Genomic DNA, 25,482 nt, shown 5'->3' on the forward strand with positions numbered 1-25,482 from the left:
GTATTTGAATAACAGTTTGATTATAGTTAATGACTCGCAAATAAAATGGCCACTCTACAGTGGCCATTGGTCAATTTTAATTGACTCTATTTACGACATTACTCAATATTTGCTTCTAAGAACCAGAGGAATTTATCCATATCGCGGGAAGCTGCGGTAAACATATCCGCAGTGTCTTCGTCTTCCACTTCATCAATGGCTTTACGGATATCATTTGCGACAATAGCATAGCGGTCGGCTAACGCTTTTAAGTGGTCTTGTACGCTATGGATATTAATTGGGTAAGCTTCTAACGAGGTGAAGCGGTTAACTTCTTGCGTTGTACCAATAGCAACACCTCCCAATTGAACCGCGCGCTCTGCGAATTCATCTAAATGTTCAACTAACGTGGTTCTAAAGCCATCTAGCATTTCATGGATAGCAATAAAATTACGGCCACGCATATTCCAGTGGGCTTGTTTAGTCATTAGAGAGAGATCGGTAAAATGGACCACCATAACATTAAGAATTCCAATGGTTTCCAATTTTACGCTGTCTTCCATATCATTACGTGTATATAAAAGTTCATTTGAAGATGCTTTAAATAATTTAGCTGTGCTCATGATTCATCCTCTCTTAAATATGAATTTGTTTAGTAACCTCATCTGTCAATAAATATAAAATAACTAAACTAATTTGTCATAATGTAATAAACGATTAATTTAATAGGTCTATTCGATATACTTTATTAACCGTTAATTAATTGTGGATCTTCGGTACTAATCGTTTTTGACAATAAGTGCGATAGAGATAATAAATTTTTATTTAAAGCATAAACTAGAAATAAAAATAGATTATTTCAAATTGATGAATAAAACTTTACACGAAAAAAGGTTAATAAATATCTATATATCGAATTTATTAACCTTGATTGTCTTTGTTTGCTTCGAGCTTTTAGTGGCTAGGACACTTTTTCGATTTTTGACTTTGGTACCGCTGTTGAGGTGGAACCAATAGAAGCACAGACAATACATAATAATGCCAACCATTGAGTCATCGTCAAATGCTCATTTAGGAAAACAATTCCTAAAAATGCGCCCATACAAGGTTCAAGGCTCATCAATGTACCAAAAGTTCGAGCTGGTAAACGCGTTAGTGCGATCATTTCTAATGTATAAGGAAATGCGGTTGATAAAATCGCGACTGCTAGTGCAATAGGTAAAATTGAGGGGTCGAACATCACCTCGACACCTGTTTGCATTAAGCCGATAGGGAAGAAGATCATGGCAGAAATAAATGAACCTATTGCAACGGTTGCTGCACCGTAACCCGCTCCTGCACGTTGCCCGAATATAATATACAACCCCCAACAGACACCGGCTCCGAGAGCATAGAGAGCACCGAGTGTATCAATGGAATCAATATTATCGCCGATTGGAAGTAAGAATAATAACCCAACAATAACAAGGGCTATCCATAAAAAATCAATCGGACGGCGAGAAGAAAACATCGCAACGGCTAAAGGGCCAGTAAATTCTAAAGCAACAGCTATCCCTAATGGAATTCGTTCAAGAGATAGGTAAAACAAATAATTCATCGTACCTAGGGATAACCCATAAGCAAGCAATGGAACTAGCGAATTTTTTCTGAATTTTAAACGCCAAGGCTTAAAAATAACGAACAAAATAATAGTAGCAAGCAATAAACGTAAACCAGTAACACCGGGAGCGCCGATAACAGGAAATAAAGTTTTAGCTAAAGAAGCTCCGCTTTGAATAGAGGTCATTGCAAGCAGTAATAACCCTATAGGTAATAGCGGAAATGCGCTCTTTTTAGTGTCGGCAGACATAAATAAGTAAACCTCGGAAAACGTAACTTAATTGATAATAAATATTTAGAAAATAAGTATTCAGTGATGAAAAATAATTTCTTAAAGATTATCTCATAAAACAGCACGGCTTTATATTTGTTTATGGTTTAGCTATAGAGAATAAGGGGGTAAATGTGCTTTATTGGTTGTCAACATGTTGGTTTAAGTGAATAGCAGTGCTATAAACATGAGTTAGTCTCATTTTATTATGGCGAAGAGTGAAGCTTGAGCTTCTGTATTAGGCTCGTATAATTCAGTGCTTTAACTAAAAAGTCACAATAAAAATGGAAAATGAGGAACAAATGGGAAAAATTAAAAGTATTGCAGTGTATTGTGGTTCCAGTATGGGAAAAAATGAGGTCTATCAGCAAAAAGCCATTGAGTTTGCTAAAGAAATGGTTAAACGTGATATCACGTTAGTCTATGGTGGAGCGAGCGTGGGAATTATGGGGACAGTTGCTGATACCGTATTGTCATTAGGGGGAAAAGCGATTGGGGTGATCCCATCATTGCTAGAAGAACGTGAAATTTCTCATAAGAATTTAACTGAGTTGTATAAAGTTGAAACGATGCATCAGCGTAAAAGTAAAATGATTGAGCTTGCGGATGCCTTTGTCGCTTTGCCTGGCGGTTATGGCACGCTTGAAGAGTATGCAGAAGTATTTACTTGGAGCCAAATTGGTTTACATGCTAAGCCATGCGCTTTATTTAATATTAATAATTATTGGCAACCATTGATTGATATGACAAATAAGATGGCAGATGAAGGTTTCCTCCATGAAAAATACCGTCATATGGCGATTGTGAATGATTCTCCCGCTGAGTTATTAGAAAGTTTTGAATCTTATGTCGCCCCACCAATTAAAACCTACGACTAGCGTTAATATTAAAATCACAGAGAGGAATGCATGATAAGGGAAGCTATTAAAAGTGATGTAGAATCCATTTTATCGCTTTACCAAATTTTGTTTTCGGAAATGGCATTATTCGACCCTGAACGTTTACAACCAGCGGAGCAGACTAGGGAATTTATTGAAAATGCGATTATTGACGATAAATTTTGTTTATTAGTTGCTGAATTTAACAGTGAGATTAAAGGGCTTTGTATTGCACAACAACAAGCAGCTGACCCTTATAACTGTGTTGTTCCTCGAAATTTTGGTTATATCTTTGACCTAGTGGTTGAGCCTAATTTCCGTGGTGAAAAAGTAGGCCAAAAATTACTAAATGCGATGAAAGCATGGGCGAAGGGTAGACAATTGAGCCACTTGGAGCTGTCAGTGTTAGCGCAAAACCATAAAGCGATTAAATTTTATGAGCGAGAAGGGCTAACTGAAATCAGCCGTACTATGGGGCTCACTCTTTAGTTTGGCATTTAGTCAGCCTTTCCTTTCGTGTTAATCAATTTGCTGAAAACAGCACAAGATCTAAGCGGTGTAATATGGCATAATGCGCCGCTATTTATACCTGCCATACTCTAATGACCATACATGGAGTGTATTTTGCTGCTCAAATCACTATTTTGGGTTGTTTTGCACGCTGTAGTCATAGACCCCTAATCATCGCAGGCTATTTTACACCGTTTAATTTAAGGCATAGCAGTGTTAACAACGAACAATATCACTATGCAGTTTGGCAGTAAGCCACTGTTTGAAAACATTTCAGTTAAATTTGGCACAGGCAACCGTTATGGTTTGATCGGCGCAAATGGCGCGGGTAAATCCACGTTTATGAAGATTTTAGGGGGAGATTTAACCCCTACAGCTGGAAATGTGAGCACGACTGATCCAAATGAGCGTATTGGTAAACTTCGCCAAGATCAGTTCGCATTTGAAGAATTTACCGTACTTGATACCGTGATTATGGGCCATAGCGAGCTGTGGGACGTCAAACAAGAGCGCGATAGAATCTACGCCTTACCTGAAATGAGCGAAGAAGACGGCTACCGTGTGGCTGACCTAGAAGTCGCTTATGGTGAAATGGACGGTTATAGTGCGGAAGCGCGCGCAGGTGAATTATTACTGGGTGTGGGTATTCCTGTTGAACAACACTATGGGCCGATGAGTGAAGTCGCACCAGGCTGGAAGCTGCGAGTGCTGTTGGCTCAAGCCCTATTTTCTGACCCTGATATCTTATTACTCGATGAGCCGACGAATAACTTGGATATCGATACGATTCGTTGGTTAGAACAAGTGCTGAACGATCGTAACTGTACTATGATCATTATTTCCCATGATAGGCACTTTCTAAATACCGTATGTACCCATATGGCTGATCTAGATTACGGTGAATTGCGTTTATTCACTGGTAACTATGATGAATATATGATCGCGGCAACTCAAGCACGTGAGCGTTTACTGGCAGATAACGCGAAGAAAAAAGCACAAATTGCAGAACTGCAATCTTTTGTTAGCCGCTTTAGCGCTAACGCATCTAAATCGAAACAAGCGACTTCACGCGCACGTCAAATTGATAAAATTCAATTGGATGAAGTGAAAGCGTCTAGCCGACAAAATCCATTTATTCGTTTTGAACAAGAGAAAAAATTGTTCCGAAATGCGCTTGAATTAGAAGCTGTAACGAACGGTTATGACCAAGAGCCATTATTCAAAAACGTCAATTTATTACTGGAAGTTGGCGAAAAAATGGCTGTCATTGGTGCTAATGGTATCGGTAAAACTACATTCTTAAAAACGCTGGTGGGTGAACAGCCTGCAACGAGCGGGATGGTTAAATGGTCAGAAAACAGCAGCATTGGATACTATGCCCAAGACCACGCAGAAGATTTTGAAACGGATTTAACCGTGTTTGACTGGATGAGTCAGTGGAAAAGTGAAGGGGATGACGAGCAAGCGGTGCGCAGTATTTTAGGCCGTTTACTGTTTTCTCAAGATGACATTAAAAAGAAAGTTAAAGTGTTATCCGGTGGTGAACAAGGGCGTATGTTATTTGGTAAGTTAATGATGCAACAGCCAAATATTTTGATTATGGATGAGCCAACCAATCACTTGGATATGGAATCTATCGAGTCATTAAACTTAGCCCTAGAATTATACAAAGGTACGTTAATTTTCGTTTCTCATGACCGTGAGTTTGTTAGCTCGTTAGCGAGCCGTATTTTAGAAATCAAAGAAGATAAAGTAATTGATTTCAAAGGTACTTATGACGAATACCTGACAAGCCAAGGTGTGGTTATCTAAATAGAGTTTTTAGATTAGAAACAAAAAGCCCTCAAATTTTGAGGGCTTTTTAATGGGTGAAGTAAACTTAGTTTTTCTTCACAAACTCAGATTTCAATTTCATTTGACCGAAACCATCAATTTTACAGTCGATATTGTGGTCGCCTTCGACCAAACGGATACCTTTAACGCGGGTACCAATTTTTAGCATAGAAGAGCTGCCTTTGACTTTGAGATCTTTAATAACCGTGATGGTATCACCATCAGCTAACAGGTTGCCATTGGCATCTTTTACAATCAATTCATCAATATCAGCTACAGGTTCGGCATCATTCCATTCATGCGCGCACTCAGGGCAGATATACATATCGTTATCAGTATAGGTGTATTCAGACTGGCATTTCGGGCAAGGAGGGAATTGCATATTCATACTCTCAGTAACTTTATCAAAAGAATAAACAGTGGTGATATTTAAACCATCAAGCACCACAAAAGAGAGATAGTATAAGGTGAAAGGGCAATTAAATTATTTTTTCGGATTATTCTTAATTTTGATTTAATAAAAATAGGAAAAAGGCGAGAAAAGCCTCGCCTGAATGATGAGAAAAGCCAACTTGCCCGAAAATTTAGCAGTTAGCTTTTAGCACAGACTTCACAATGCGGGTCTTTGCTAAGTTTAAATTGGCGAAAATCCATGGTCATTGCATCAAATAGCAATACTTTTCCTGAATTAACTTTCCCATAATTAGCTAATAATTTAATGGTTTCCATCGCTTCTAGCGTACCAATGGTACCGACTAAAGGGGACATAACCCCTGCTTCCACACAAGTTAAGTTATTTTCACCAAATAAACGGCTTAAACAGTGATAGCAAGGGGTGTTTTCTTCATAAGTGAAAACAGATAATTGCCCTTCCATGCGAATAGCAGCACCTGAAACCAGTGGTTTTTTTCGTGGTAAACACAAGCGGTTGAGCTGTTCACGAATGGCAACGTTATCTGTGCAGTCTAAGATCACATCATGATGCATAATTAATTCATCAAGTTGTGCATCATCAAGTTGTGCATTGACGGTGTCAATTTGAATATATGGGTTAATGGCAGCAAGTTGCGCTTTAGCTGAATCAACTTTCGGTGTACCAATGGTGACGTCACGGTGCAAAATTTGCCGTTGCAAGTTAGACAATGACACGGTATCGAAATCCACCAATGTCAGATGACCGACACCAGCAGCAGCAAGGTATTGAGTTGCGGCACAGCCTAAACCGCCAAGGCCAATAACCAGTACTTTGCCAGCTTTAAGTTTTTCCTGCCCATCGAAATCAAACCCACGGAGGATAATTTGGCGGTTGTACCGCAACATTTCCGGATCGCTAAGCTCTTGCACTGTTATTATTCACTTTTTAATAAATAGTTAAACATTTCGACTTCAACCATTTCACCTGCTTCAACGCGCCCACGCTCTCTTTCAAGGACAATAAAACAGTTGGCTAAACTAAATGAACTAAACACATGTGAGCCTTGGTGACCCGTCGTGGCGACTTGCAACTGCCCTTGCTCATTGGTGCTTAGAATTCCTCGTTGAAAATCTAAACGGCCCGGGCTTTTCTTCAACGCGGTGGTCACTGGAACCTTAAAGCGTAGCGGAGCACGCCATTGGCCGTGCCCTGAAAGGCGGGCAATCAGCGGTTGAACCAATTGATAGAAGGTGAGTGCGGCGGAAACAGGGTTCCCCGGTAGCCCACAAAACCAAGCGTCGCTCAGCTTACCAAAAGCAAAGGGTTTTCCTGGTTTAATGGCTAACTTCCAAAAACCAATGGTGCCTAATTCATCCAAAATTTGTTTGGTATAGTCGGCTTCACCTACGGAAACACCGCCACTACTGATCACTAAATCAGCGTGTTGGTTAGCTTCGATAAAGGTTTGCTTGAGTTTTTCGGGCGAGTCCGGTATTACCCCTAAATCAAGCACTTCACAATTAAGTTTTTCCAGCATCAGACGAACGGTAAAACGGTTAGTATCATAAATTTGCCCATCTGCTAAAGGAAGGCCGACAGCTTGTAGCTCATCTCCCGTTGAAAAAACGGCAACTTTAAGGCGGCGATATACGGTGACATCAGCAATACCCAGTGAAGCAATTAAAGGTAGCTGAGCGGTCGTTAGTAAGGTGCCCTCAGGGAATACGGCACTGCCTTGGGTGATATCTTCCCCTGCTTTGCGGATATTACTACCTTGTTTAATTGGTTGGGTGAATACAATACCTTGGTCCGTTTGTTGTGTAGATTCTTGCATCACAACGGTATCCACTCCTTGTGGAATTGGTGCGCCTGTCATAATACGTACGCAGCAACCTGCTTTTAGTTCACCTTCCATCGGGTTACCCGCAAAAGATTTACCTGCTACAGGCATTGGCGTTTTACCATCCCAATCGGCGAAACGTAAGCCATAACCATCCATAGCAGAATTATCAAATGGTGGAACATTGATAGGGGAAATCAGGTCTGTCGCAATGATGCGTTGTGCAGAGGAGGTCAGTGGAATGATTTCTGTATCTGTGACAGTTTTCGTTTGAGATAGTAATTTTTCCAATGCAACATCTAGAGAAATCAAATCGTTAGTATGACACTGATCCATAAATAATGACCCTCATTATTGTTATCTGCCTTGAGGCTTTAAAATGTGTTCGTGATGCATATTATGGCAGAAATCCATTAGTGCGTGAATGAATAGAAATTGATTACAGATAGCTTTTGGTTAGATTTAACGAACAGGGAGGCATTAACGCAGACAAAATTACACATGAAATGACCAATTTTTAGATTATTTATTGCGTTAATCATTTCAAGTTTGTTTGTTTATCGCCATTCAAGGTTAAAACATTGATAAAATATGTGCTACTAATCACCTTATATAAGGTGTAAAACCTTTTAATGTATGTATTCATTTGGTGAATAAATTACAGGGCTAAATGCAAATATTTCACAGCGATTAACGATGTTGTACTGGATTATCTCTACCTGCTGTTTTAGAGTACCGCACACCTGCATTTTATAAAAATAGTTATACCATTTGTGGAGGATCACATGTCATCTCTGAGTAAAGAGGCCGAATTAGTTCATGCCGCGCTGGAGGCTAGAGGCCTAGAAACGCCTTTACGTATCCAGCCAAAATCAGGCGACGAACGTAAGAAACTGATTGAAGGGCACATGACAGAGATCATGACGCTACTGAATTTGGATTTAACCGATGACAGTTTAGCTGATACCCCTCGTCGCATCGCAAAAATGTATGTTGATGAAATTTTTTCAGGGCTTGATTACGCAAACTTTCCAAAAATCACTTTAATTGAAAATAAAATGAAAGTGGATGAAATGGTCACTGTGCGTGATATTACGTTAACAAGTACCTGTGAACACCATTTTGTTACGATTGATGGAAAGGCCACGGTTGCCTACATTCCAAAAGATAAAGTCATTGGTTTATCGAAAATTAATCGAATTGTGCAATTTTTCTCACAGCGTCCACAAGTGCAAGAGCGCTTAACACAGCAAATTTTGGTTGCTCTGCAAACATTATTGGGAACAACAAATGTAGCTGTTTGTATAGATGCAGTGCATTATTGCGTGAAAGCACGTGGTATTCGTGACGCGACAAGTGCAACAACAACAACGTCATTAGGCGGGTTATTTAAATCAAGCCAAAATACACGGCAAGAATTTTTACGTGCAGTGCGTCACTTATAATTTATGACAGCAACGACGCCGTCAAGTCGCATTGGCCAACTTGACGCTGTTCGTGGTATGGCGATTTTAGGTATTCTTTTAATGAATATCTTTGCTTTTGCTTTACCACAAGCGGCGTATTTAAATCCTTATTACACCAATAAAACACCCGACTCAGAGGCTTACCTCTGGGGGATTTTCAATGTCCTTTTCCAAGGCAAAGTTCTTGCTATTTTTTCAATCCTATTTGGGGCAACCCTTGCTTTATTACAACCCCGTTCTCTTCGTTGGAACCAGTGCCGTCTATTCGTTCTAGCCCTGTTCGGGGTGATTCATGGGGTTGGTTTTTGGGATGGTGATATTCTTTTGGCTTATGCATTGACGGGCTTGTTGGTAACCTATCTGCTTAATCAATATGAAGATGGTTTTTTATTGAAAATAGCACTATCAATCTATTTGATTGGGTTAGTTATCTTGCTCGTGTTGGGTAGTAGTGTAGACCCCTCCGGTTTTTGGCAAACCTCTGATGAGCAACTGGCATTTGAATATGCGATACATACCTCAGGGGGAATGGATGGCGTGCTTTATCGAGCGTCAGAGATGCTAAAAATGGTTGAAATGTTGGTTATCCAATATGGCTGGCAATTAGCGGCATTGATGGTTATTGGTGCACTGCTAATGAAAAATGGTTGGTTACGAGGGCAATTTAGCGCTCAACACTACCGCAAAGTAGCCTACATATTTATCTTGCCATCTATATTGGTCCAAATAGTTTCGCTATACATGCAAAGCCAATTCAATTGGAGTTATTTTTCAACATCAATCATTGGTTACATTATTAATGAGCTAGTTATTCCATTTCAATCTTTAGGATACATAGCTCTGGTGTATGGCTTTTGGACGATACTGGCAAACAGCAAAGTCGCTCTTGGCTTGCAATATGTGGGGCGGATGGCGCTAAGTAATTATATTTTGCAAACGCTAATTTGTACCATGTTGTTTTACCAATTCGGCTATTTTGGTCAATTTACGCGGGTTGAATTACTTGCCTTGGTTCCCATTATTTGGGGAGCAAATTTATTGTTTTCTTATTATTGGTTGATGTTTTTCAGGCAAGGCCCACTTGAATGGTGTTGGCGCAAATTAACGAGAAAGCTGATAGGTAGATGAGTATTCATCTACCTATCAGACTGCTGACAAACATATTATGTTTGGCGGCAAGTCGAATAGGTTATTGAAAATAAACTAGGAAAATCAATTTATTGATTTTCGGCTGATAACACAAAGCGGGAAAAACCACGCTTTTATCCCGCTTTGTCAACAACCTCATAGGTAGATGAGTATTCATCTACCTATATCTACTTCAATTTATTGACTTCATCCGGTGAAACCGCCGGATAGCCTTTAATTCCTGCTGGCATCTTAATGGGGGCAGGGATGGATTCTTGTTCACCTAAAAATTTAGGTTCCCGTTTTAAGATATATAAATCCGCCAGAGCGCCTAGCCGTGCAAACACTTCACGCACTCTCACTCTATACATTCCAGAAGGTGTCGGAACTGCTAAACATTGTGCATCAATACCTTTATGTTTGGCGATAAAGACCGCGCGTTCACAATGAAAACGCTGGGTAATAATCGTAAAATTATCGGTATCAAACACTTTTTTAGTGCGTACTACGGAGTCTAATGTCCTAAAACCTGCGAAATCGAGCACGATTTTAGAGGCTGGAACCCCTTCTTTAATTAAATCTTTACGCATGTTGATTGGCTCATTGTAATTATGAGCGCCATTATCACCACTGAGGAGCAAATATTTAACTTTTCCACTGTGGTATGCCTCTGCTGCGCCTTTAATGCGATAGGTATAATAGAGGTTATTAACACCAGAGGCATAATATTTGGATGTGCCAAGTACCATCCCAACATCGCGTGCAGGCAATTTTTCTACATCTTCATAGATATAGGGGGCGGTATCCCAGCTTATCCAGCGATCAAGCAACATTATGGTCGTAAATGCGATCCCTGCAAGAATAATAAGACCAAAAAACAGACGTTTCCTCATGTCCTAGCCTTGATAATAAAAAGTCATAATCCGAAATTGTCAGCCCCAATAGGCCTGTGTCTTTAGGCTACTTGACTTAAATTAGTGACGCAAGTCGCGTAACGTAAAGTCATGTCAATGTCTGAATACCAATCGAAGTTGACTAATATTAAGCCTAATAATTGAATTAAAATTAATCAGACATTGGATGAAAAAGATAAATCACATTCTCATTAAAGAGTGAGCGGCTTCACATCATGATAGTTTTTATAGAATGAAGCTATATATTATGAAATTTTAATTCTATATTTTGTATGTTCTATGAAATATTGTTTCTTTGGCGGTTTTTTGTGAATAACAGCTCTCTAATCAGATAGGTGAGGAAAGTATGAAATTAACGACATTACTAGCCGCGAGCGCTGTGCTTGTTACAGCAAGTGTGGCGGCAAAAGAGTACCAAATTAATCATACCGATCAGTTAAAATCACTCAATGATGCGACTAAAAGTACGGAAGTCTGGGAAAAAGCAGAAGTATTAACCGATTTTACTTACCCATGGGAAAAGGAAGTGGCTCCCAAAACAGATTTTCGCGCTTTATGGAGTGATGACGCACTATATTTCCGTTTTATTGCAGATGATAAAGATATTCAGTTAGGTGATAACCCAGATAAAGACCAAGCGGTGTTAGATTCTGACCGAGTCGAACTCTTTTTCGCGACTAGCCCTGAATTAAAACCTTATTACACGGCTGAAATGGACCCGAAAGGGCGTACTTTCGATGCAAAAGCTAATTATTACCGTGAAATTGACCCAAGTTGGAACTGGGAAACATTACAAACCGTGGGTGAAATAACGCCAAATGGTTATGTATTAACGGGAAAAATTGATTTAGATGAATTCACTAAACTCGATTTATGGCAAGACGCAGACAAACAGACACTAATGTGTGCCATTTTGCGTGGAGAGTTCAGCGCGGGTGAACCTAAGCAAGTGCGTAAATGGATTAGCTGGATCAAACCTGATTCCGTTAAACCTGATTTTCACATCCCATCAGCCTTCGGAACCTGTAAGTTCGTAAAATAGCATTATCGCCGGTGGCTTTTGTCACCGGTATTTTTCAATACAAACCTATTATTGTGAGAAAGATCATAACCCGCAATTAAGTGGTACGAAATTGCTATGATTTGAATTGAAATTAAAATTCATTTAATGTATTTTTTAATGAAATTAAATTTCATGAGGGCATTTGAATGTCTCTAGCCGAAAATACTCTGAGTAACTGTCTACACAATGAATTCAATCAGGAAACGCAGCAGTTTTCACGTTTGGATACGCTATCGATGGTGAACGTCATTAACCAAGCTGATAGCACGGTTGCAGGTGCCATTCAGGCTGTTCTACCTGCGATTGCTCAAGTGGTTGACGCTGTTGCTGAGTGCTTAAAGCAAGGTGGACGTTTGTTTTACATTGGCGCGGGGACTAGCGGTAGGTTAGCCGTATTAGATAGTGCAGAATGTCCACCCACATTTGGTACTTCACCTGAAATGGTGCAATCGATTATTGCGGGTGGCCAAGATGCAATGCTAAAAGCGGTTGAAAATATTGAGGATTCAGCAGAATCAGCGATTGCTGAGCTAAAAAAACGCCAACTTTGTGCCAAAGATGTCGTGGTGGGCATTGCTGCGAGTGGACGTACACCATTTACCTTAGCGGGTATTGAATACGCTAATGAAATCGGTGCGTTAACGGTGGCTATCACCACGCGAGGAAGAGGGTTATTAAGTGACGTAGCAAAATTGGCAATTGCCCCCGATGTTGGCCCTGAAGTGTTATCGGGTTCGACTCGTATGAAAAGTGGTACTGCGCAAAAAATGATTTTAGGCATGCTAAGTACTTGTGTGATGGGGAGACTAGGCCGTATTCATACTAATTTAATGGTTGATGTTGTTGCCAGTAATATCAAATTACTGCGCCGCGCAGAACGGATTGTGAGTGAAGTCTGCGGTATTGATGAACACACCGCGGCAGGGTTATTAGCGCAAGTGGATTATCATCCACGACGCGCAATTTTAATGCATGAGCTACAAATTAATGCACAGCAAGCGACGGATATCGTTCAACAACATCCAAATACCACCTTGGATAGCATGTTAGCAATTACCGTTAAGTAATGGGATAGCATGTTGAAGAGCAGGGTTATTGGCTCAGTCAACATCAGGGGGATCATATGGCTAATAAGATAGAACATCTGGAAGTACTCGCCAGAGAAATAGAAAAATATGCGGGCGGCTTTGAGAACGTGGCAACATTAACTCATTGTATGACGCGTATCCGTTTAGTTTTAAAAGATAACAGTAAATTTGATGCTGAGTCCTTGAAACAAATTGAGGGCGTAAAAGGTGTTATTTTTAATGGTGAACAGCAACAAGTGATTGTTGGGATGGGAACCGCAGCGAAAGTTTTTTCGGTGATGAACAAACGTATGCAAGGTAGCACCTCTACGACATCAGAAAATGCAGCACCGGCGGAGAAAAAAGCGTTTTCCATTCGCCGTACGTTGAATACGTTAGCCGCTATATTTGTTCCTACTATTCCAGCGTTGATTGGTTGTGGTCTAATTATGGGGCTAATCAATATCGTCCGCTTGGTTGCTCCGGGGGTTGTCGACCAATTCCCTGAGTTATTTAAGTTATTAAAATTGATTGGTAGCGCAGTCTTTGTTTATCTTTCAATTATGATTGGGGTGAATACCGCGAAAGAGCTTGGTGCATCTACCTCAATTGGTGCGGTCATGGCTGGGTTACTTTCGATGCCGGGGTTAGCGGATATCACCTTATTTGGTTCGAAATTAGTCCCGGGTAGCGGGGGTATTTTTGCAGTGCTCATGGTGGTCGTTTTCTCTTCTAAATTTGAAGTGTGGTTTAGGAGCATTATTAAAGAAAGCTTAGACCTTATCGTGACGCCATTTGTGACCATTTTAGTCTCTGCGATGGTCGCAATTGTGGTGTTCCAACCCGCAGGACATTACTTAAACCAAATTTTGGCTCAAGGTGTTTCTGTCGCTTTATTAAATAGTGGCGGTGGTGCCGTGGCGACTGGCGGTATCTTGGGGGGGAGTTTCTTATTCTTATTACTAACGGGTTTACATCAAGGTTTGATCCCAATTCACGCTGAAATTTTACAAACTTTTGGTCTGAATTACTTGTTCCCAATTTTAGCTATGGGGGGAATGGGGCAAGTGGGTTCGTGTTTCTGGGTTTATTTAAAAACCAAAAACCAACGCTTGAAGAAAACCTTAGTCGGTGCGTTACCTGTGGGTATTTTTGGTGTCGGTGAACCACTTTTATTTGGTGTGTCATTACCATTAGGTAAACCATTCATTGCAGGTTGCATTGGCGGAGCTGCGGGCGGGGCATTAATGGCGTTCTTCCATGTCGGGATCATCATTCCTTTTGGAACAGCAGGGTTATCATTAATTCCATTAGTGGGTGATGGCCAAATATTGGATTTCTTAATTGCTGTTGCAGGTGCATGGATTGTCGGGTTCATTGCCAGTATGATAATAGGCTTCACTGATCCAGAAAAATAATTAGAAGGAAAAGCCATGTCGACACTGACGGTAAAACTGGAAAGCTTGCAGACACGCGGTAAAGGCACAGAACAACGTATTGCCACATTTTTGCTGGATAACCGCGAAAGTCTTATCGCGATGAATGCAGCGGAATTGGCACAGGCGGCTGGGGTCAGTAGTGCATCTGTTATCCGCTTTTCACGCCAAATGGGGTACCGTGGCTATCCTGAATTTAAAGTTGATTATTTGTCGGATGAGAAGCAACACAAAGCAGAAAGTTTATACGGTAATCTGAGTCGTCACGATGATACCTCTCAGATTATCGCCAAAACAGGGCAAATGTTTATTTCGGCTATTGAAAAATCACTGGATTTACTTGAGCCCTCTGTCGTAGATACCATCGCGCAAAAAATGTTTCAGGCCAAACGTATCGTGCTGTTTGGTGTCGGGTCTTCAGCCATTGTTGCCAGTGATATTTTCCATAAATTAATTCGCATTAATAAACACGCACTGTTTAGTTATGATTTGCATGTTCAGCTAAGTTACTCGGCAAACTTAGGGCCGGAGGACCTTGCTATTGCAGTAACGGCGCGTGGAAACACTCAAGAAATCAATAGCATGCTTCGTGCTGCAAAAGAAACAGGTTGTCCGACAGTCGCACTGACACGTTTTGGTCAAGATGAAGCGATAAAGTTAGCGGACTTCGCCTTGCCTTATTTTTATGATGAGCAACATTCCCAATTAGGCATCATCACCCCCCAAGTGTTACAGATGATTACTTTCGATACATTATTTTTTAAATACCTCACGTTAGCAGATAGTGATGCAAATGAAGCATTACAAAAAGGGCGACGAGCACTGATACAAGGCAAGAGTTAATGATTGTAACGGAGTTAGCGATAGGCGCACTTATTGGGCTGATTATCAGCACAACGGGTGTCGGTGGTGGTGTGATTGTCTTACCGATACTGACCTATTTTTTTGGGCTAAATGCACTAGCAGCAGTAGCCACTGCCAATTTCCTTTCGATGCTAATGAAGGTTTCTTCTTCTTATATGCATTTTCGATTAGGCAATATCCCCTTTAAAGGCGCTATGATTGTATTAGCGATTATGTTGCCGAGCACATTTCTCTCAAGTCTGTTTGTTACATGGTTGGGGGGATTACCGGGGTATGAAAAACAAGTCGAGTGGGGTATTAACCTGTTAGTGGCTGCTGCCATTATTTTTTCGCTATATTTATTTGTTCAGCGAATGTTTTTTGTTTCGATCATCAAGCAAGAAGCGGCAAAAGGGGATCAGCTAAAATCCATGGCTGTGCCGGCTATCCTAGCGGGTGTTGTACTTGGTGCAACTGGAGTTGGTGGTGGGGTGGTTGTTCTCCCTATGTTGCTGCGCTATATGCAACTGAATATTAAGCAAGCAATTGGTACATCGATTTTTGTAACAACCGTGTTGTCTGGTTCCTCTGCTTTAGCTTATGCGCAAGATGGCTATACGGATTTAAAACTGGCGCTGATATTGTGTGCAGGGGCATTGATTGTGATGCCATTAGCTAAATATTTACTGGTCCGTTTATCTGAACGTACTTTCCAATACATTACATTGTTATTAATTATCTGTAGTGCAGTAATGATGACAATGAATTTATTCACTTTCTAGATTTACGCGTCCTATTATTGACGGTATCAATAATAGGACTAATCTCTTACGAAAAAACGGTATTTTTATCGCTGATTAAGTTCTTTTGCCATTTCTTGGTAAATAAACTGGCGCTCATAGTTCAGGTCTTCGTCTTGTAGGGAAGAAAACTGGCTTAGTGTTATGGCCAGTAAGGCGGCAGCTATAAGTACAATGACACCGCTAGAGAGTAGTTTTGTCCGGACGGTTGCTTGGGGCGCAAGTACAAAAGCGCCACTAATAACAGCGCCAAGTACTGCTCCACCAATATGAGCAGCGTTATCAATACCTGACTGCAAACCATTGATGAGAGTTAGCGCAATCATTCCAATAATATTATATAGCGGGCGTTTTAATTGGTTGCGCTCTTCAAGAGAGAGGTTTGGGTTATTTATCCCTTTTAATAAATAAATTACGGAAGCGGCAGCTAACCCCATAATGGCTCCAGATGCGCCAATACCAACGGTAATATATACCGTGTTATCAGGTAAATATAAACTATTCCATGCATTCATTGACGCGCGGTTTGCTGCGGCGTTAATGGCTTCACTGTATTGCCAATAAGCGCTAAAAAATGCCGCGCCAATACCTGAAAATAGGTATATTGCGAGCATCCTAAATTTTCCATAGGTGCGTTCGCATTCAATCCCAATAACAAACAAGGCCAATGTATTTAAAGCAAGGTGCATACCACCTGAGTGCAATACCATACTGACTGGATAACGCCACCAATCCCCCGTTAATGAAAGTTGGTAAACATTGGCACCAAATAATAATAAGTTATTTTCTTGGGAACCGAGTGGGGCGGCATAATTGAGCTGGTAAAAATAAACAACAATATTTAGCACCGCAATAAAAAGCGTTAGGGCTATTGCCCATAGGGAAAACTTAGGTTTCTGTGGAATAGCAGCATTGAGGTCGCCAGTCATGTCAATATCCTATTAATCAGTCATGGCCATTATCTTAAATAAGTGATTTGTTTAGCGCAATTTATCATTATCTGAGAAAACAGACATTCGTTTTTTCGGATCTATAAAAAACAAAAAAGGAGCTCTAAAGAGCCCCTTTCAATCAATACCGTTATGACAAATTAAAACGAAGTCCGTTTATAGGTACGGTACTCTGGTTTCCAGAAATTACGCTCAATGGCTTCATCCAATGCGCTATCAGAGGTGACCGTTGCCACACCTTGAATTTGTGCTTCTTTTGCCACTTGTTTAGCAATAATGCGAGATACATCTTGAATATCAGACAGTAGAGGTAATAGCGCACCTTCACCATTTTTGGCTAGTGGCGAACAGCTGGCGAGAGCACGGCTGGCAGCCATTAACATGCCATCAGTGACACGTTTAGCACCAGAGGCAATCACACCAAGACCAATACCCGGGAAGATATAGGAGTTGTTACATTGTGCAATTGGGAACACTTGGTCTTTGTAAGACACTGGGCTAAATGGACTTCCTGTTGCGACTAAGGCCTTGCCATCAGTCCAATTGATAATGTCTTCAGGGCGAGCTTCGACGCGTGACGTTGGGTTAGATAACGGCATCACGATAGGACGTTCACAGTGCTTATGCATCTCTTTAATGATTTCCTCTGTGAATAACCCAGCTTGGCCAGATACACCAATCAATATGGTTGGTTTGGCATTGCGTACCACATCTAACAGTGAAATTGAGTCACTGTTAACATCCCAGTCGGTTAAATTCCCACTGTTTTGGGTTAATTTGGCTTGGAAATCGAGTAAGTTAGGCAGTTTATCGGTTAATAAACCAAAGCGGTCAACCATATAAATACGTGAACGCGCTTCTTCGTCACTCAAGCCTTCGGATTTCATCTGGGCGATGATTTGTTCTGCAATACCGCAACCTGCTGAGCCTGCACCCAAGAAAGTCACGCGTTGGTCGCTTAGCTTACTGCCTGCGGCATGGCTGGCGGCAATTAAGCTACCTAATGCAACCGATGCGGTGCCTTGAATATCATCATTGAAACAGCATAGCTCATCACGGTAACGGGTTAATAAAGGCATCGCATTTTTCTGTGCGAAATCTTCAAATTGTAATAATACATTTGGCCAGCGGCGTTTAACTGCCTGAACAAATTCATCAAGGAACTCGTTGTATTCATCACCCGTAATACGTGGGTGACGCCATCCCATATATAGAGGGTCATTCAGACGCTGTGGGTTGTTGGTTCCTACGTCAATAACAATAGGTAAGGTATAAGCAGGGCTGATACCCCCGCACGCGGTATAGAGAGAGAGTTTCCCAATTGGGATGCCCATACCACCGATACCTTGGTCACCAAGGCCTAAAATACGTTCGCCATCAGTAACAACAATCACTTTCACATTTTGTTTGGTGGCGTTTTGTAGCATGTCGTCGATGTATTCACGATTTGGATAAGAAATAAATAAACCACGTGCACGACGATAAATGTCAGAGAAATGCTCACAAGCTTCACCCACGGTTGGGGTATAGATAATAGGCATTACTTCAGTGAGGTGAGCATCGATAAGGCGATAAAATAAGGTTTCGTTGGTGTCTTGAATATTTCGCAGATAAATGTGTTTATCAATATCTGATTTAAAATCAATTAATTGGCGGTAGGCACGTTCAACTTGTTCTTCGATGGTTTCTACTTGTTCAGGAAGTAAACCATGCAAGTTAAAATTTGCACGCTCTTCTTCGGTGAAGGCGCTTCCTTTATTCAGCAAAGGGAATTCAAGCAAAATTGGGCCAGCGTAGGGTATATAGAGAGGGCGTTTTGTTTCGTACTCATGTTCCATGAAATATCACTCTTCGGACGATTAATCAACAAAGTCAGGGTAGATCCTAAGCTAAACAGCAAATATGTACAGTAAATAATGATAAAAAAGCGTTAAAAAATTTACTGAAAAATATTGTGCATATGATAAGGAGTTTATGCGCGGAAGGGAATGAAAGCCGATAACGGCATACGCATTACGGTAGGTAGATCACGCTTAGGCAAATAATGAATGTCTCATCGTTATTTTTACGTTTTCAAACGTTAGTTTAGCTTTGCTGCGGGTTCAATTTTTTCATGTTTTTTCTTATTTTTAGTCAGTTACAGAGAGAAAAAACGGATTCACTGAAAGTTAAATTATATTTTTAAATATCATATATTGCTGCAAGTTTTAAATTTATATAAGTTGAATTTTATTTTATATTTCATTTTTCACTAAGGAGTTTTATGAATTTAATTAATGGGGTGTTAAGAAATAAGCGTATTTATATATTACTTATTATGGCATTTCTAGGAGGAATGAATCATTCAAGAGCAGACTATAACCCAATCGAAACACTAAGGAATATTGACAGCTATTTCTATGAAAACAAATATGGTTCATCAATTTTTGGTTGAGTTATAACAGATTATTTTTATTTGGTGATGAAAGAAAAAACAAAACAATTAATAAAACATTGATAGACAAAATAAATTATGACCATGCATTAGAAATGCTTCAAGTATTGAAGCGAAAAGCGAAGAAACAGAGTACTCATGATATGACTTATAAAGAAGCAGATGAAATGCACTATCTGGTTATGTTACGTAATAAAATACCCGAAGAAGCTTGGGTTTTAGGTGTGGTATTTTCTGTATTAGATGAAAAAGAAAAAGAATTTTATTGGCAAAAAATTATGGCAGCTTCCGGAGACCGTGGCCATGAATTATCGGTAATATATAGCTTGATGAAAGTGATGTTAGAAAAGGAAAAGAAGGCCACTAAAAAACAGAAAATCATTATTAATAAATGGTATGAACGTATGAGTAAAACATTAGCTTCTGCTAAATCATAGTTTTCATTTAAATAAGTTTGAAAACTAAATGTTATATAAGTATTCAGGTGTCAATTATTATGAAATTATATTTTGGTTTGATTCTACCGTTATTATTATTTTCCTGCATTGTTAATGGCGAGAACCGTCCCGGTTTTGTCTGTGGGCAGTTTAATCGGAATATTATCGAAGTTCCTAGTAAGTATGTTTTTCCATTTGCTGAATATGAAGGATATGGCTATTTTGAACCAAGGTTTGTTGAAAACAAAAAAGGGTGTGAGGCTAATTTTAGAATTCTGCCAATGAGGATGTCATGGCCAGACTTAAAACCATTTAGTGAAGTCAGTCATGATGTTAAAATAATAGAAGTCTATGTTGAGCTATTAAATGGAGACCCTGAAAAATATTTTAGTCATAAGAAAAATATATATCTAAATATGGGGGTTATTAAAAGGAAAGGTGAACTATATTATGATGAAGAATTAGAGTTGTATTTTAATGAGGTTTTTATTGAGTCTAAACATATTAATGGTAATAAAGTTTATGTCAATATAATAAAGTATGGTTACTATTGGGATGAAGATAATGGTGAAGTTAATGTTTTAATGGAGTGTTCATGGAGACAGTTAGATGATAGTTATCGGCGTTGTAAATTATTATCATTAATGCCTGAATTTGGTCTTAAATATAGTGTTTCATTTGAGTTTTCAAATCTTGTTAATTGGGAAGCTATTCAAGACAAGGTAAGGCTATTTTTATCTGAATATATTAAAAATTAGGGGCTAAAAATATGAATGGTCGTGATCGTAGGCTGGGAGACTTAGAATTAATATCAATAGATTTATCTAATGTTACCCGAATTTTAATAGTTAGTAAAAATCCAGAGATTATGTATGATTAGTTTATTTTAATAGGTGTAAGTATGAGATTTGAACTAATAATTAGTTATCTAATTAAATTTACAGTTAATTGTCTTATGCTATTAATCTCAATAAATAGTTACGCTGATAATCGTCCCGATTTTGTCTGTGGGCAGTTTAACGGAACGGTTATAGAAGTTCCTGACAAGTATGCTTTTCCATTTGCTGAATATGAAGGGTATAGCTATTTTGATCCAAGGTTTATTGAAAATAAAGAAGGATGTGATGCTAATTTTAGAGAGTTAACATTAATAACGCATTGGCCTTATATGACAAGTGTTGATCCCCAAAAAAAATTTCATCTTGAAATAGATGAAAAAACGATAAGAATTATATTGAGACCAATTAGAGAGAAAGATTATTCATTAACACAAAAAATGAAAAATTATCTAAATGCATCATATTTAGGAAAGCGAAGTCAAATATTTTATGACGATGATTCCGAACTTCAATATGTTGACTATTTTGATGAATATAATGTATCTGAAAAACTATATAGTGGAAAAAGAACTCAAAAGAAAAGAACTTTTTTTTGGTTCGAAAATGAAAATGAAATTATTGCTATCTTAGAATGCTTATGGCTACCATTGGAAAATAAATATTCAAGTTGTAATATGATTTTTTCAATATCAGAAATAGGTATACTTGCAGAGATTAAATTTAGTTTTGATAAGTATAATCAATGGAGAGATATAATGAATGAAGCTAAGGTTTTTGTCTTCGGTTTTATTAAGGATGAATATTATGAGTAAAGATATGGTTAGTTTTTCAATTAATTATAATGATATCGCAAGTTTAAATGTTATTTTATTAGAAAGTAAATTTGCAAATTCTATGGGCGAAGAAAATTTTTCAAGTATACCTAGTGAGGATGTTTTTATAATTTAAAATATATTGATTTATTTCAACAGGTGCAAGTATGAAATTTGAAATGATAATTAATTATCTAATTAAATTTACAGTTAATTGTCTTGTGTTATTGATTTCCATAAATAGTTTCGCTGATAATCGCCCCGGTTTTGTCTGTGGGCAGTTTAATAAGAATATTATAGAAGTTCCTGGCGAGTATGTTTTTCCATTTGCTGAATATGAAGGGTATAGCTATTTTGACCCAAGGTTTATTGAAAATAAAAAAGGGTGTGAGGCTAATTTTAGAGTGCTGCCAATGCGAATGTCTTGGTCTGATTTGAAACCATCTAATGAGGTAAGTAATGATGTTAAAATTATAGAGGTTTATGCTGAACCATTAAAAGGAAACCCTGAAAAATATTTGAGTTATAGAAAACACGTGTATTTAGATATGGGGTACCTCAAAAGAAAGGGGGAGTTATATTATGATGAAGAGTTGGATCTTTATTTTACTGAAGTGACTGTGACAATACGAAGAAGTATTGGTCATAAAGATGATATGTATTTTAATAAAAAAGGTTATTATTGGAAGGAAATTAATAATGAAGTGATTTTTTTAATTGAGTGTGAATGGTTACCAATTGATGAGAAGTATCATAAGTGTTTTCAATATTTTTTGATTCCAGAAATAGGAACTAAGGTTAAATTTTATTTTGATGCTAAAGAATTATCTAATAGCAATATAATGAGGGAAAAAATACGAATTTTTTTACTCGACCATGTTAAAAATTAGGAGATGATATGAGAAATCAAGAAATTAGAAAGGGTGATTTAAAGTTAACTCGTAGTGATGTTTCTAATGCAATTAAAATTTTATACGTAACCAAAGAACCAAAGTTGATGTATGAATATTTGGAAAGTAAAGGAGACCGATATGCTAAATTAGCTAATAGTGTGGTTAAAGGTGATTCTCTTTCAGGTGCTTTTGCGCTTAATTATTTAGATGAAGCTATTTTAGAGCATATTGGAGTGCAAGATGAGTTTATAATTTAGCGTATTCGCTATGATATGGCAATAGCTTATGTTCAAACCCTAAAAAATAGATTTGATGATGGAAAGGATGTAATCTATGGTGATATAAATCACATAGAGGCTAAATTATTTCATAGTAGTGTATTTTCTTATTATAATCTTCCTTCTGATGCATGGACTTTAGAACCTGTATTTTTTGTGTTACCTAGAGAACAAAGAGAGAGTTATTGGCAGAGAGCTTTAAATTCTGTAGGTGATATAGAAAGTGAAACATTATTAATGTATAAATACTAAAGATATAATGTCTAGAGCATTATATGAAGCTCCAGCGCATATGCAGCCTAAAATACATAGTTGGACTAAACGAGTTCTGGATATTGATAATGTAGTAGATGGCGTGGTGGTTACAGCCAAAAAATCTTATCAAAATATTATATCTCATATAGAAGAAGATAATATGGATAGAATAAATACAATTATTTATAATACAGGAAACCCTTTAATCGATAGAGGAACAGAGCGTTTTTCATTTTGGGATTATCCTTCACAACATTTAGAACCATTTCAAGTACAAACAGATTGGCGTGGTCAAACGGAATTTACACATAAAAATTTATTATCTGAATATTATTTAGAAAGACCTGATTATATATTACCAGAAGCAGGCTTATTTGATTCACCATCAGTTAATTATCAACCAGATGTTGCTCATTATGACCGTATGATTGATGATTTAAGGGGAAATATGCCATCAATAAACAACAAGTCAACACCTCCAATTAAGTATTCACATAATATGGTTGATAAATCAATATTGGAAAGCTCTTATCCAAAAGCCGAACCGAATAGACAATTAGCACCTCGTACAACAAACCTACTTGATAGGTTTAAGGATAATGAAACACCAACAAATTATTATCTAGAACGCCCGAGTGTTGTTCTTCCGGGAACTTCCGGATTTAAAGACTTCCCTACAGATACCATTAGAAATAACCATCATTTTGAAAATATGATTGGCCAGTTAAGAGACAATATGTCATCAATGAACAATTCAATGGACTCATTTGAAGATAAATACTCAATACCCTCAATGCCAAGTATACCTGAATTTAGTTATAGTGGTTATTCTTCTGGAGGGTCTTTTAGTTTTAATTAATTTTTCAAAGTCTATTTATAATAAAATAAATTATTTTAATTATCTAGAAAAAGAATTTTTAAATAATCATATGAAGGCACGGGGTGAGTCATTTACCAGTGAAAAACGGAGTCGGTATCAAAAAGAAGTAAAATTAGCATATGGACGAATTATGAAAAATCGGAAAGAAAGTGATAACATTCCAATTGGTGATATTACGCATCAAGAATTTATTAAAATAAAAAAAGAAGCGATGTTAAATTCAGGAATTCCTTATGAAGGTTGGTTATTTAAAGATGTATTTGAAGTATTATCTATAGATAAACAGAATAAAATTATAGGGAAACTATTAAATAGCTTTTCTAATAAATCACTTAATGGTGAATCAGCGTTATTTGCTAGCATTTGGCTAGGCATGAAAGAAGAAGCCGCGCAATCTGCATCGATAAAACAGCAACAAAGCCAAGCTTGGCTAGAGAAAATGCGAAAGATCCCTTTAGTTATTACATTAGAAGAGACGATAAATGAAACAGAAAAATTGTTTAATGAATTCACTTACTAGGACATATATTAATCAAAACTAGTGAGTTCTATTATGGATGGCCACTTTGCAGGTAAATGGTTTTGTGAACAAGATTAAAGTTCTAATAGCAACTATACGGTTATTGCTGTTTATTCAAGCTCCCAGCAATAACCGTTATATTTAAATAAATATAAAATTAATCCAAATAAGCTAATTCAATATTTTGGCAACCCAATGCCTGTAATGTATTTTCGGTAACATACCAATGTTTGATAATTGCATCTTGTTTTTCAACAAACTTAGCTTGGTCGATGGCGTGAATATCTTTACCTGCAAGGTTAATCATAATTAAAGCGGCTTGTAGTGGCGGTAAACTTGGGTTGAATGCGGCATTTTCTGCGTAGCGTCCGGTAAACAGTGAGCCATCTTTTAATTGTAACGCAATTCCTGAATGGGATTGGCTATAAGGTGCATGGGATTGGTTTGCAGCCTCAATTGCTGCACTTAATAACCGGTCACGGCTTTGGTTTTTATAGCCATGGTCAACAGGGTCTAGCAGTAAAGTGGTAATATTGAGGTCAGACGGCCCAAATGAGTCGGGTAAATAGTGGTGTAGTACCGCAGGTGTGCGACCTGGTAAATTCACCATAATTTTACCACCTTCACGTAATTCATTCATAAATTGGCGGCAGTGGCCACAAGGTGTGTAATTTACAGTAATTGAGGTAATCTGCGTTTCACCTTTCATCCAAGAGTGTGTCACTGCACACTGTTCTGCATGGATCACTTGGCCCATTGATACATGGCTAAATTCCATATTGGCACCAAAATACAAGTTACCACTTGCTCCACGTGCGATTGCACCCACGTTAAAATGGGAAATAGGAGTGAGGGCATAGGCAGCAGCAAAAGGTAATAATGCAAAGGCTAACTCAGCGTCGTCTACACTTGTTTCAGCTTTAATCTGTTTAACTTGTTCCGCCGTTAACATGCCTTGAAAATCAGATTTATCAATGATAGGTCTAAGTACTGACTGTAACTTTTCTGGAAGCTCGGCCCAAGCGGCCTTAAATCTTGAATGCATGAGTTACTCTCCCTATTTTAATTGTTTTTATTCTATTCAATAATACGTAGAACTATATGTGATGATTGTCACTATTTTGAATGTAATACATGAAACA

The 25,482-nt window shown here is 38.3% G+C and carries 29 protein-coding genes; 20 read left to right on the forward strand and 9 right to left on the reverse strand.

All coding sequences use genetic code 11. From position 1 onward, the window contains the following. Window positions 1-98 precede the first annotated feature (98 nt). Window positions 99-602 (reverse strand): DNA starvation/stationary phase protection protein Dps, encoded by a 504-nt coding sequence (gene dps / locus PSE83_RS06985; RefSeq protein ID WP_004256573.1) that lies wholly within the window; start codon window positions 600-602, stop codon window positions 99-101. 338 nt (window positions 603-940) lie between these two features. Further along, window positions 941-1,828: a threonine/homoserine exporter RhtA gene (gene rhtA, locus PSE83_RS06990; protein ID WP_004256572.1), complete on the reverse strand. Its 888-nt coding sequence runs from the start codon at window positions 1,826-1,828 to the stop codon at window positions 941-943. A 323-nt stretch (window positions 1,829-2,151) separates the two neighbouring features. Between rhtA and PSE83_RS06995 the strand changes: the two genes are divergently transcribed. The 3 genes from PSE83_RS06995 (at window position 2,152) to PSE83_RS07005 (ending at window position 5,049) form a co-directional block, all read left to right on the forward strand. Then, window positions 2,152-2,727, forward strand: coding sequence for a TIGR00730 family Rossman fold protein (locus PSE83_RS06995; protein WP_096864124.1), 576 nt, complete (start codon window positions 2,152-2,154; stop codon window positions 2,725-2,727). A gap of 30 nt (window positions 2,728-2,757) precedes the next feature. Further along, a complete protein-coding gene (locus tag PSE83_RS07000; protein ID WP_164565411.1) occupies window positions 2,758-3,216 on the forward strand; it encodes a GNAT family N-acetyltransferase in 459 nt (152 codons plus the stop codon). 234 nt (window positions 3,217-3,450) lie between these two features. Further along, window positions 3,451-5,049 (forward strand): ABC-F family ATPase, encoded by a 1,599-nt coding sequence (locus PSE83_RS07005; protein WP_164565410.1) that lies wholly within the window; start codon window positions 3,451-3,453, stop codon window positions 5,047-5,049. A gap of 67 nt (window positions 5,050-5,116) precedes the next feature. Here the strand turns inward: PSE83_RS07005 and PSE83_RS07010 are convergent, their stop codons facing one another. From PSE83_RS07010 to moeA, 3 genes are all read right to left on the reverse strand, one after another. Then, complete coding sequence (locus PSE83_RS07010; RefSeq protein ID WP_004909208.1) at window positions 5,117-5,452, reverse strand: zinc ribbon domain-containing protein YjdM; 336 nt, start codon at window positions 5,450-5,452, stop codon at window positions 5,117-5,119. Between the two features lie 209 nt (window positions 5,453-5,661). Next, window positions 5,662-6,414, reverse strand: coding sequence for a molybdopterin-synthase adenylyltransferase MoeB (gene moeB, locus PSE83_RS07015; protein ID WP_172412275.1), 753 nt, complete (start codon window positions 6,412-6,414; stop codon window positions 5,662-5,664). Between the two features lie 5 nt (window positions 6,415-6,419). Continuing rightward, on the reverse strand, window positions 6,420-7,661 hold the full coding sequence (gene moeA, locus PSE83_RS07020) for a molybdopterin molybdotransferase MoeA (RefSeq protein ID WP_164565409.1): 1,242 nt from the start codon (window positions 7,659-7,661) through the stop codon (window positions 6,420-6,422). Between the two features lie 449 nt (window positions 7,662-8,110). Here moeA and folE point away from each other — a divergent pair, with 449 nt between their 5' ends. Continuing rightward, window positions 8,111-8,770, forward strand: coding sequence for a GTP cyclohydrolase I FolE (gene folE, locus PSE83_RS07025; protein ID WP_004256561.1), 660 nt, complete (start codon window positions 8,111-8,113; stop codon window positions 8,768-8,770). Window positions 8,771-8,773: 3 nt separating this feature from the next. Then, the gene (gene yeiB / locus PSE83_RS07030; protein WP_096864125.1) at window positions 8,774-9,919 is read left to right on the forward strand and encodes a DUF418 domain-containing protein YeiB; all 1,146 of its coding nucleotides are present in this window, start codon (window positions 8,774-8,776) and stop codon (window positions 9,917-9,919) included. 188 nt (window positions 9,920-10,107) lie between these two features. Here yeiB and sanA read toward each other — a convergent pair whose 3' ends face one another. Then, on the reverse strand, window positions 10,108-10,812 hold the full coding sequence (gene sanA, locus PSE83_RS07035) for an outer membrane permeability protein SanA (protein ID WP_004256559.1): 705 nt from the start codon (window positions 10,810-10,812) through the stop codon (window positions 10,108-10,110). Window positions 10,813-11,179: 367 nt separating this feature from the next. On the opposite strand from sanA, the gene PSE83_RS07040 reads away from it, so the two are divergent. From PSE83_RS07040 to PSE83_RS07060, 5 genes are all read left to right on the forward strand, one after another. Then, on the forward strand, window positions 11,180-11,875 hold the full coding sequence (locus PSE83_RS07040) for a carbohydrate-binding family 9-like protein (protein ID WP_096864126.1): 696 nt from the start codon (window positions 11,180-11,182) through the stop codon (window positions 11,873-11,875). A gap of 167 nt (window positions 11,876-12,042) precedes the next feature. Further along, window positions 12,043-12,963: an N-acetylmuramic acid 6-phosphate etherase gene (murQ, locus tag PSE83_RS07045; protein WP_004256554.1), complete on the forward strand. Its 921-nt coding sequence runs from the start codon at window positions 12,043-12,045 to the stop codon at window positions 12,961-12,963. Window positions 12,964-13,019: 56 nt separating this feature from the next. Continuing rightward, complete coding sequence (locus PSE83_RS07050) at window positions 13,020-14,381, forward strand: PTS transporter subunit EIIC (protein ID WP_004256550.1); 1,362 nt, start codon at window positions 13,020-13,022, stop codon at window positions 14,379-14,381. A gap of 15 nt (window positions 14,382-14,396) precedes the next feature. Further along, entirely contained in the window at window positions 14,397-15,242 is an 846-nt protein-coding gene (locus PSE83_RS07055; RefSeq protein WP_004256548.1) for a MurR/RpiR family transcriptional regulator, read from the forward strand. Next, complete coding sequence (locus PSE83_RS07060) at window positions 15,242-16,024, forward strand: sulfite exporter TauE/SafE family protein (RefSeq protein WP_004256546.1); 783 nt, start codon at window positions 15,242-15,244, stop codon at window positions 16,022-16,024. Before PSE83_RS07055 ends, PSE83_RS07060 begins: the two co-directional genes overlap by 1 nt. Before the next feature lie 65 nt (window positions 16,025-16,089). Here the strand turns inward: PSE83_RS07060 and PSE83_RS07065 are convergent, their stop codons facing one another. Continuing rightward, window positions 16,090-16,971: a rhomboid family intramembrane serine protease gene (locus PSE83_RS07065; RefSeq protein ID WP_004256544.1), complete on the reverse strand. Its 882-nt coding sequence runs from the start codon at window positions 16,969-16,971 to the stop codon at window positions 16,090-16,092. Window positions 16,972-17,132: 161 nt separating this feature from the next. Continuing rightward, complete coding sequence (locus PSE83_RS07070) at window positions 17,133-18,830, reverse strand: NAD-dependent malic enzyme (protein WP_004256541.1); 1,698 nt, start codon at window positions 18,828-18,830, stop codon at window positions 17,133-17,135. Window positions 18,831-19,255: 425 nt separating this feature from the next. Between PSE83_RS07070 and PSE83_RS07075 the strand changes: the two genes are divergently transcribed. From PSE83_RS07075 to PSE83_RS07120, 10 genes are all read left to right on the forward strand, one after another. Then, on the forward strand, window positions 19,256-19,426 hold the full coding sequence (locus tag PSE83_RS07075) for a hypothetical protein (RefSeq protein ID WP_272660747.1): 171 nt from the start codon (window positions 19,256-19,258) through the stop codon (window positions 19,424-19,426). Next, entirely contained in the window at window positions 19,423-19,863 is a 441-nt protein-coding gene (locus PSE83_RS07080; protein ID WP_272660748.1) for a hypothetical protein, read from the forward strand. The genes PSE83_RS07075 and PSE83_RS07080 overlap by 4 nt, the downstream gene beginning before the upstream one ends. Window positions 19,864-19,922: 59 nt before the next feature. Continuing rightward, window positions 19,923-20,621, forward strand: coding sequence for a hypothetical protein (locus PSE83_RS07085; protein WP_272660749.1), 699 nt, complete (start codon window positions 19,923-19,925; stop codon window positions 20,619-20,621). A gap of 143 nt (window positions 20,622-20,764) precedes the next feature. Then, window positions 20,765-21,514: a hypothetical protein gene (locus PSE83_RS07090; protein ID WP_004256531.1), complete on the forward strand. Its 750-nt coding sequence runs from the start codon at window positions 20,765-20,767 to the stop codon at window positions 21,512-21,514. After that, the gene (locus tag PSE83_RS07095; RefSeq protein WP_272660750.1) at window positions 21,507-21,650 is read left to right on the forward strand and encodes a hypothetical protein; all 144 of its coding nucleotides are present in this window, start codon (window positions 21,507-21,509) and stop codon (window positions 21,648-21,650) included. Before PSE83_RS07090 ends, PSE83_RS07095 begins: the two co-directional genes overlap by 8 nt. A gap of 31 nt (window positions 21,651-21,681) precedes the next feature. Beyond that, the gene (locus PSE83_RS07100; RefSeq protein ID WP_210852897.1) at window positions 21,682-22,404 is read left to right on the forward strand and encodes a hypothetical protein; all 723 of its coding nucleotides are present in this window, start codon (window positions 21,682-21,684) and stop codon (window positions 22,402-22,404) included. An 8-nt stretch (window positions 22,405-22,412) separates the two neighbouring features. Then, on the forward strand, window positions 22,413-22,664 hold the full coding sequence (locus PSE83_RS07105; RefSeq protein ID WP_004256523.1) for a hypothetical protein: 252 nt from the start codon (window positions 22,413-22,415) through the stop codon (window positions 22,662-22,664). 15 nt (window positions 22,665-22,679) lie between these two features. Further along, window positions 22,680-22,937, forward strand: coding sequence for a hypothetical protein (locus PSE83_RS07110; protein ID WP_004256521.1), 258 nt, complete (start codon window positions 22,680-22,682; stop codon window positions 22,935-22,937). 7 nt (window positions 22,938-22,944) lie between these two features. Beyond that, complete coding sequence (locus PSE83_RS07115) at window positions 22,945-23,799, forward strand: hypothetical protein (protein WP_272660751.1); 855 nt, start codon at window positions 22,945-22,947, stop codon at window positions 23,797-23,799. A 151-nt stretch (window positions 23,800-23,950) separates the two neighbouring features. Continuing rightward, a complete protein-coding gene (locus PSE83_RS07120) occupies window positions 23,951-24,340 on the forward strand; it encodes a hypothetical protein (protein ID WP_036957927.1) in 390 nt (129 codons plus the stop codon). Between the two features lie 157 nt (window positions 24,341-24,497). On the opposite strand, the gene cdd is transcribed toward PSE83_RS07120, so the two are convergent. Next, window positions 24,498-25,385 (reverse strand): cytidine deaminase, encoded by an 888-nt coding sequence (gene cdd / locus PSE83_RS07125; protein ID WP_004256516.1) that lies wholly within the window; start codon window positions 25,383-25,385, stop codon window positions 24,498-24,500. Between the last annotated feature and the right edge of the window lie 97 nt (window positions 25,386-25,482).

This window comes from Providencia sp. PROV150, assembly GCF_028481025.1.
Classification (GTDB): domain Bacteria; phylum Pseudomonadota; class Gammaproteobacteria; order Enterobacterales; family Enterobacteriaceae; genus Providencia; species Providencia hangzhouensis.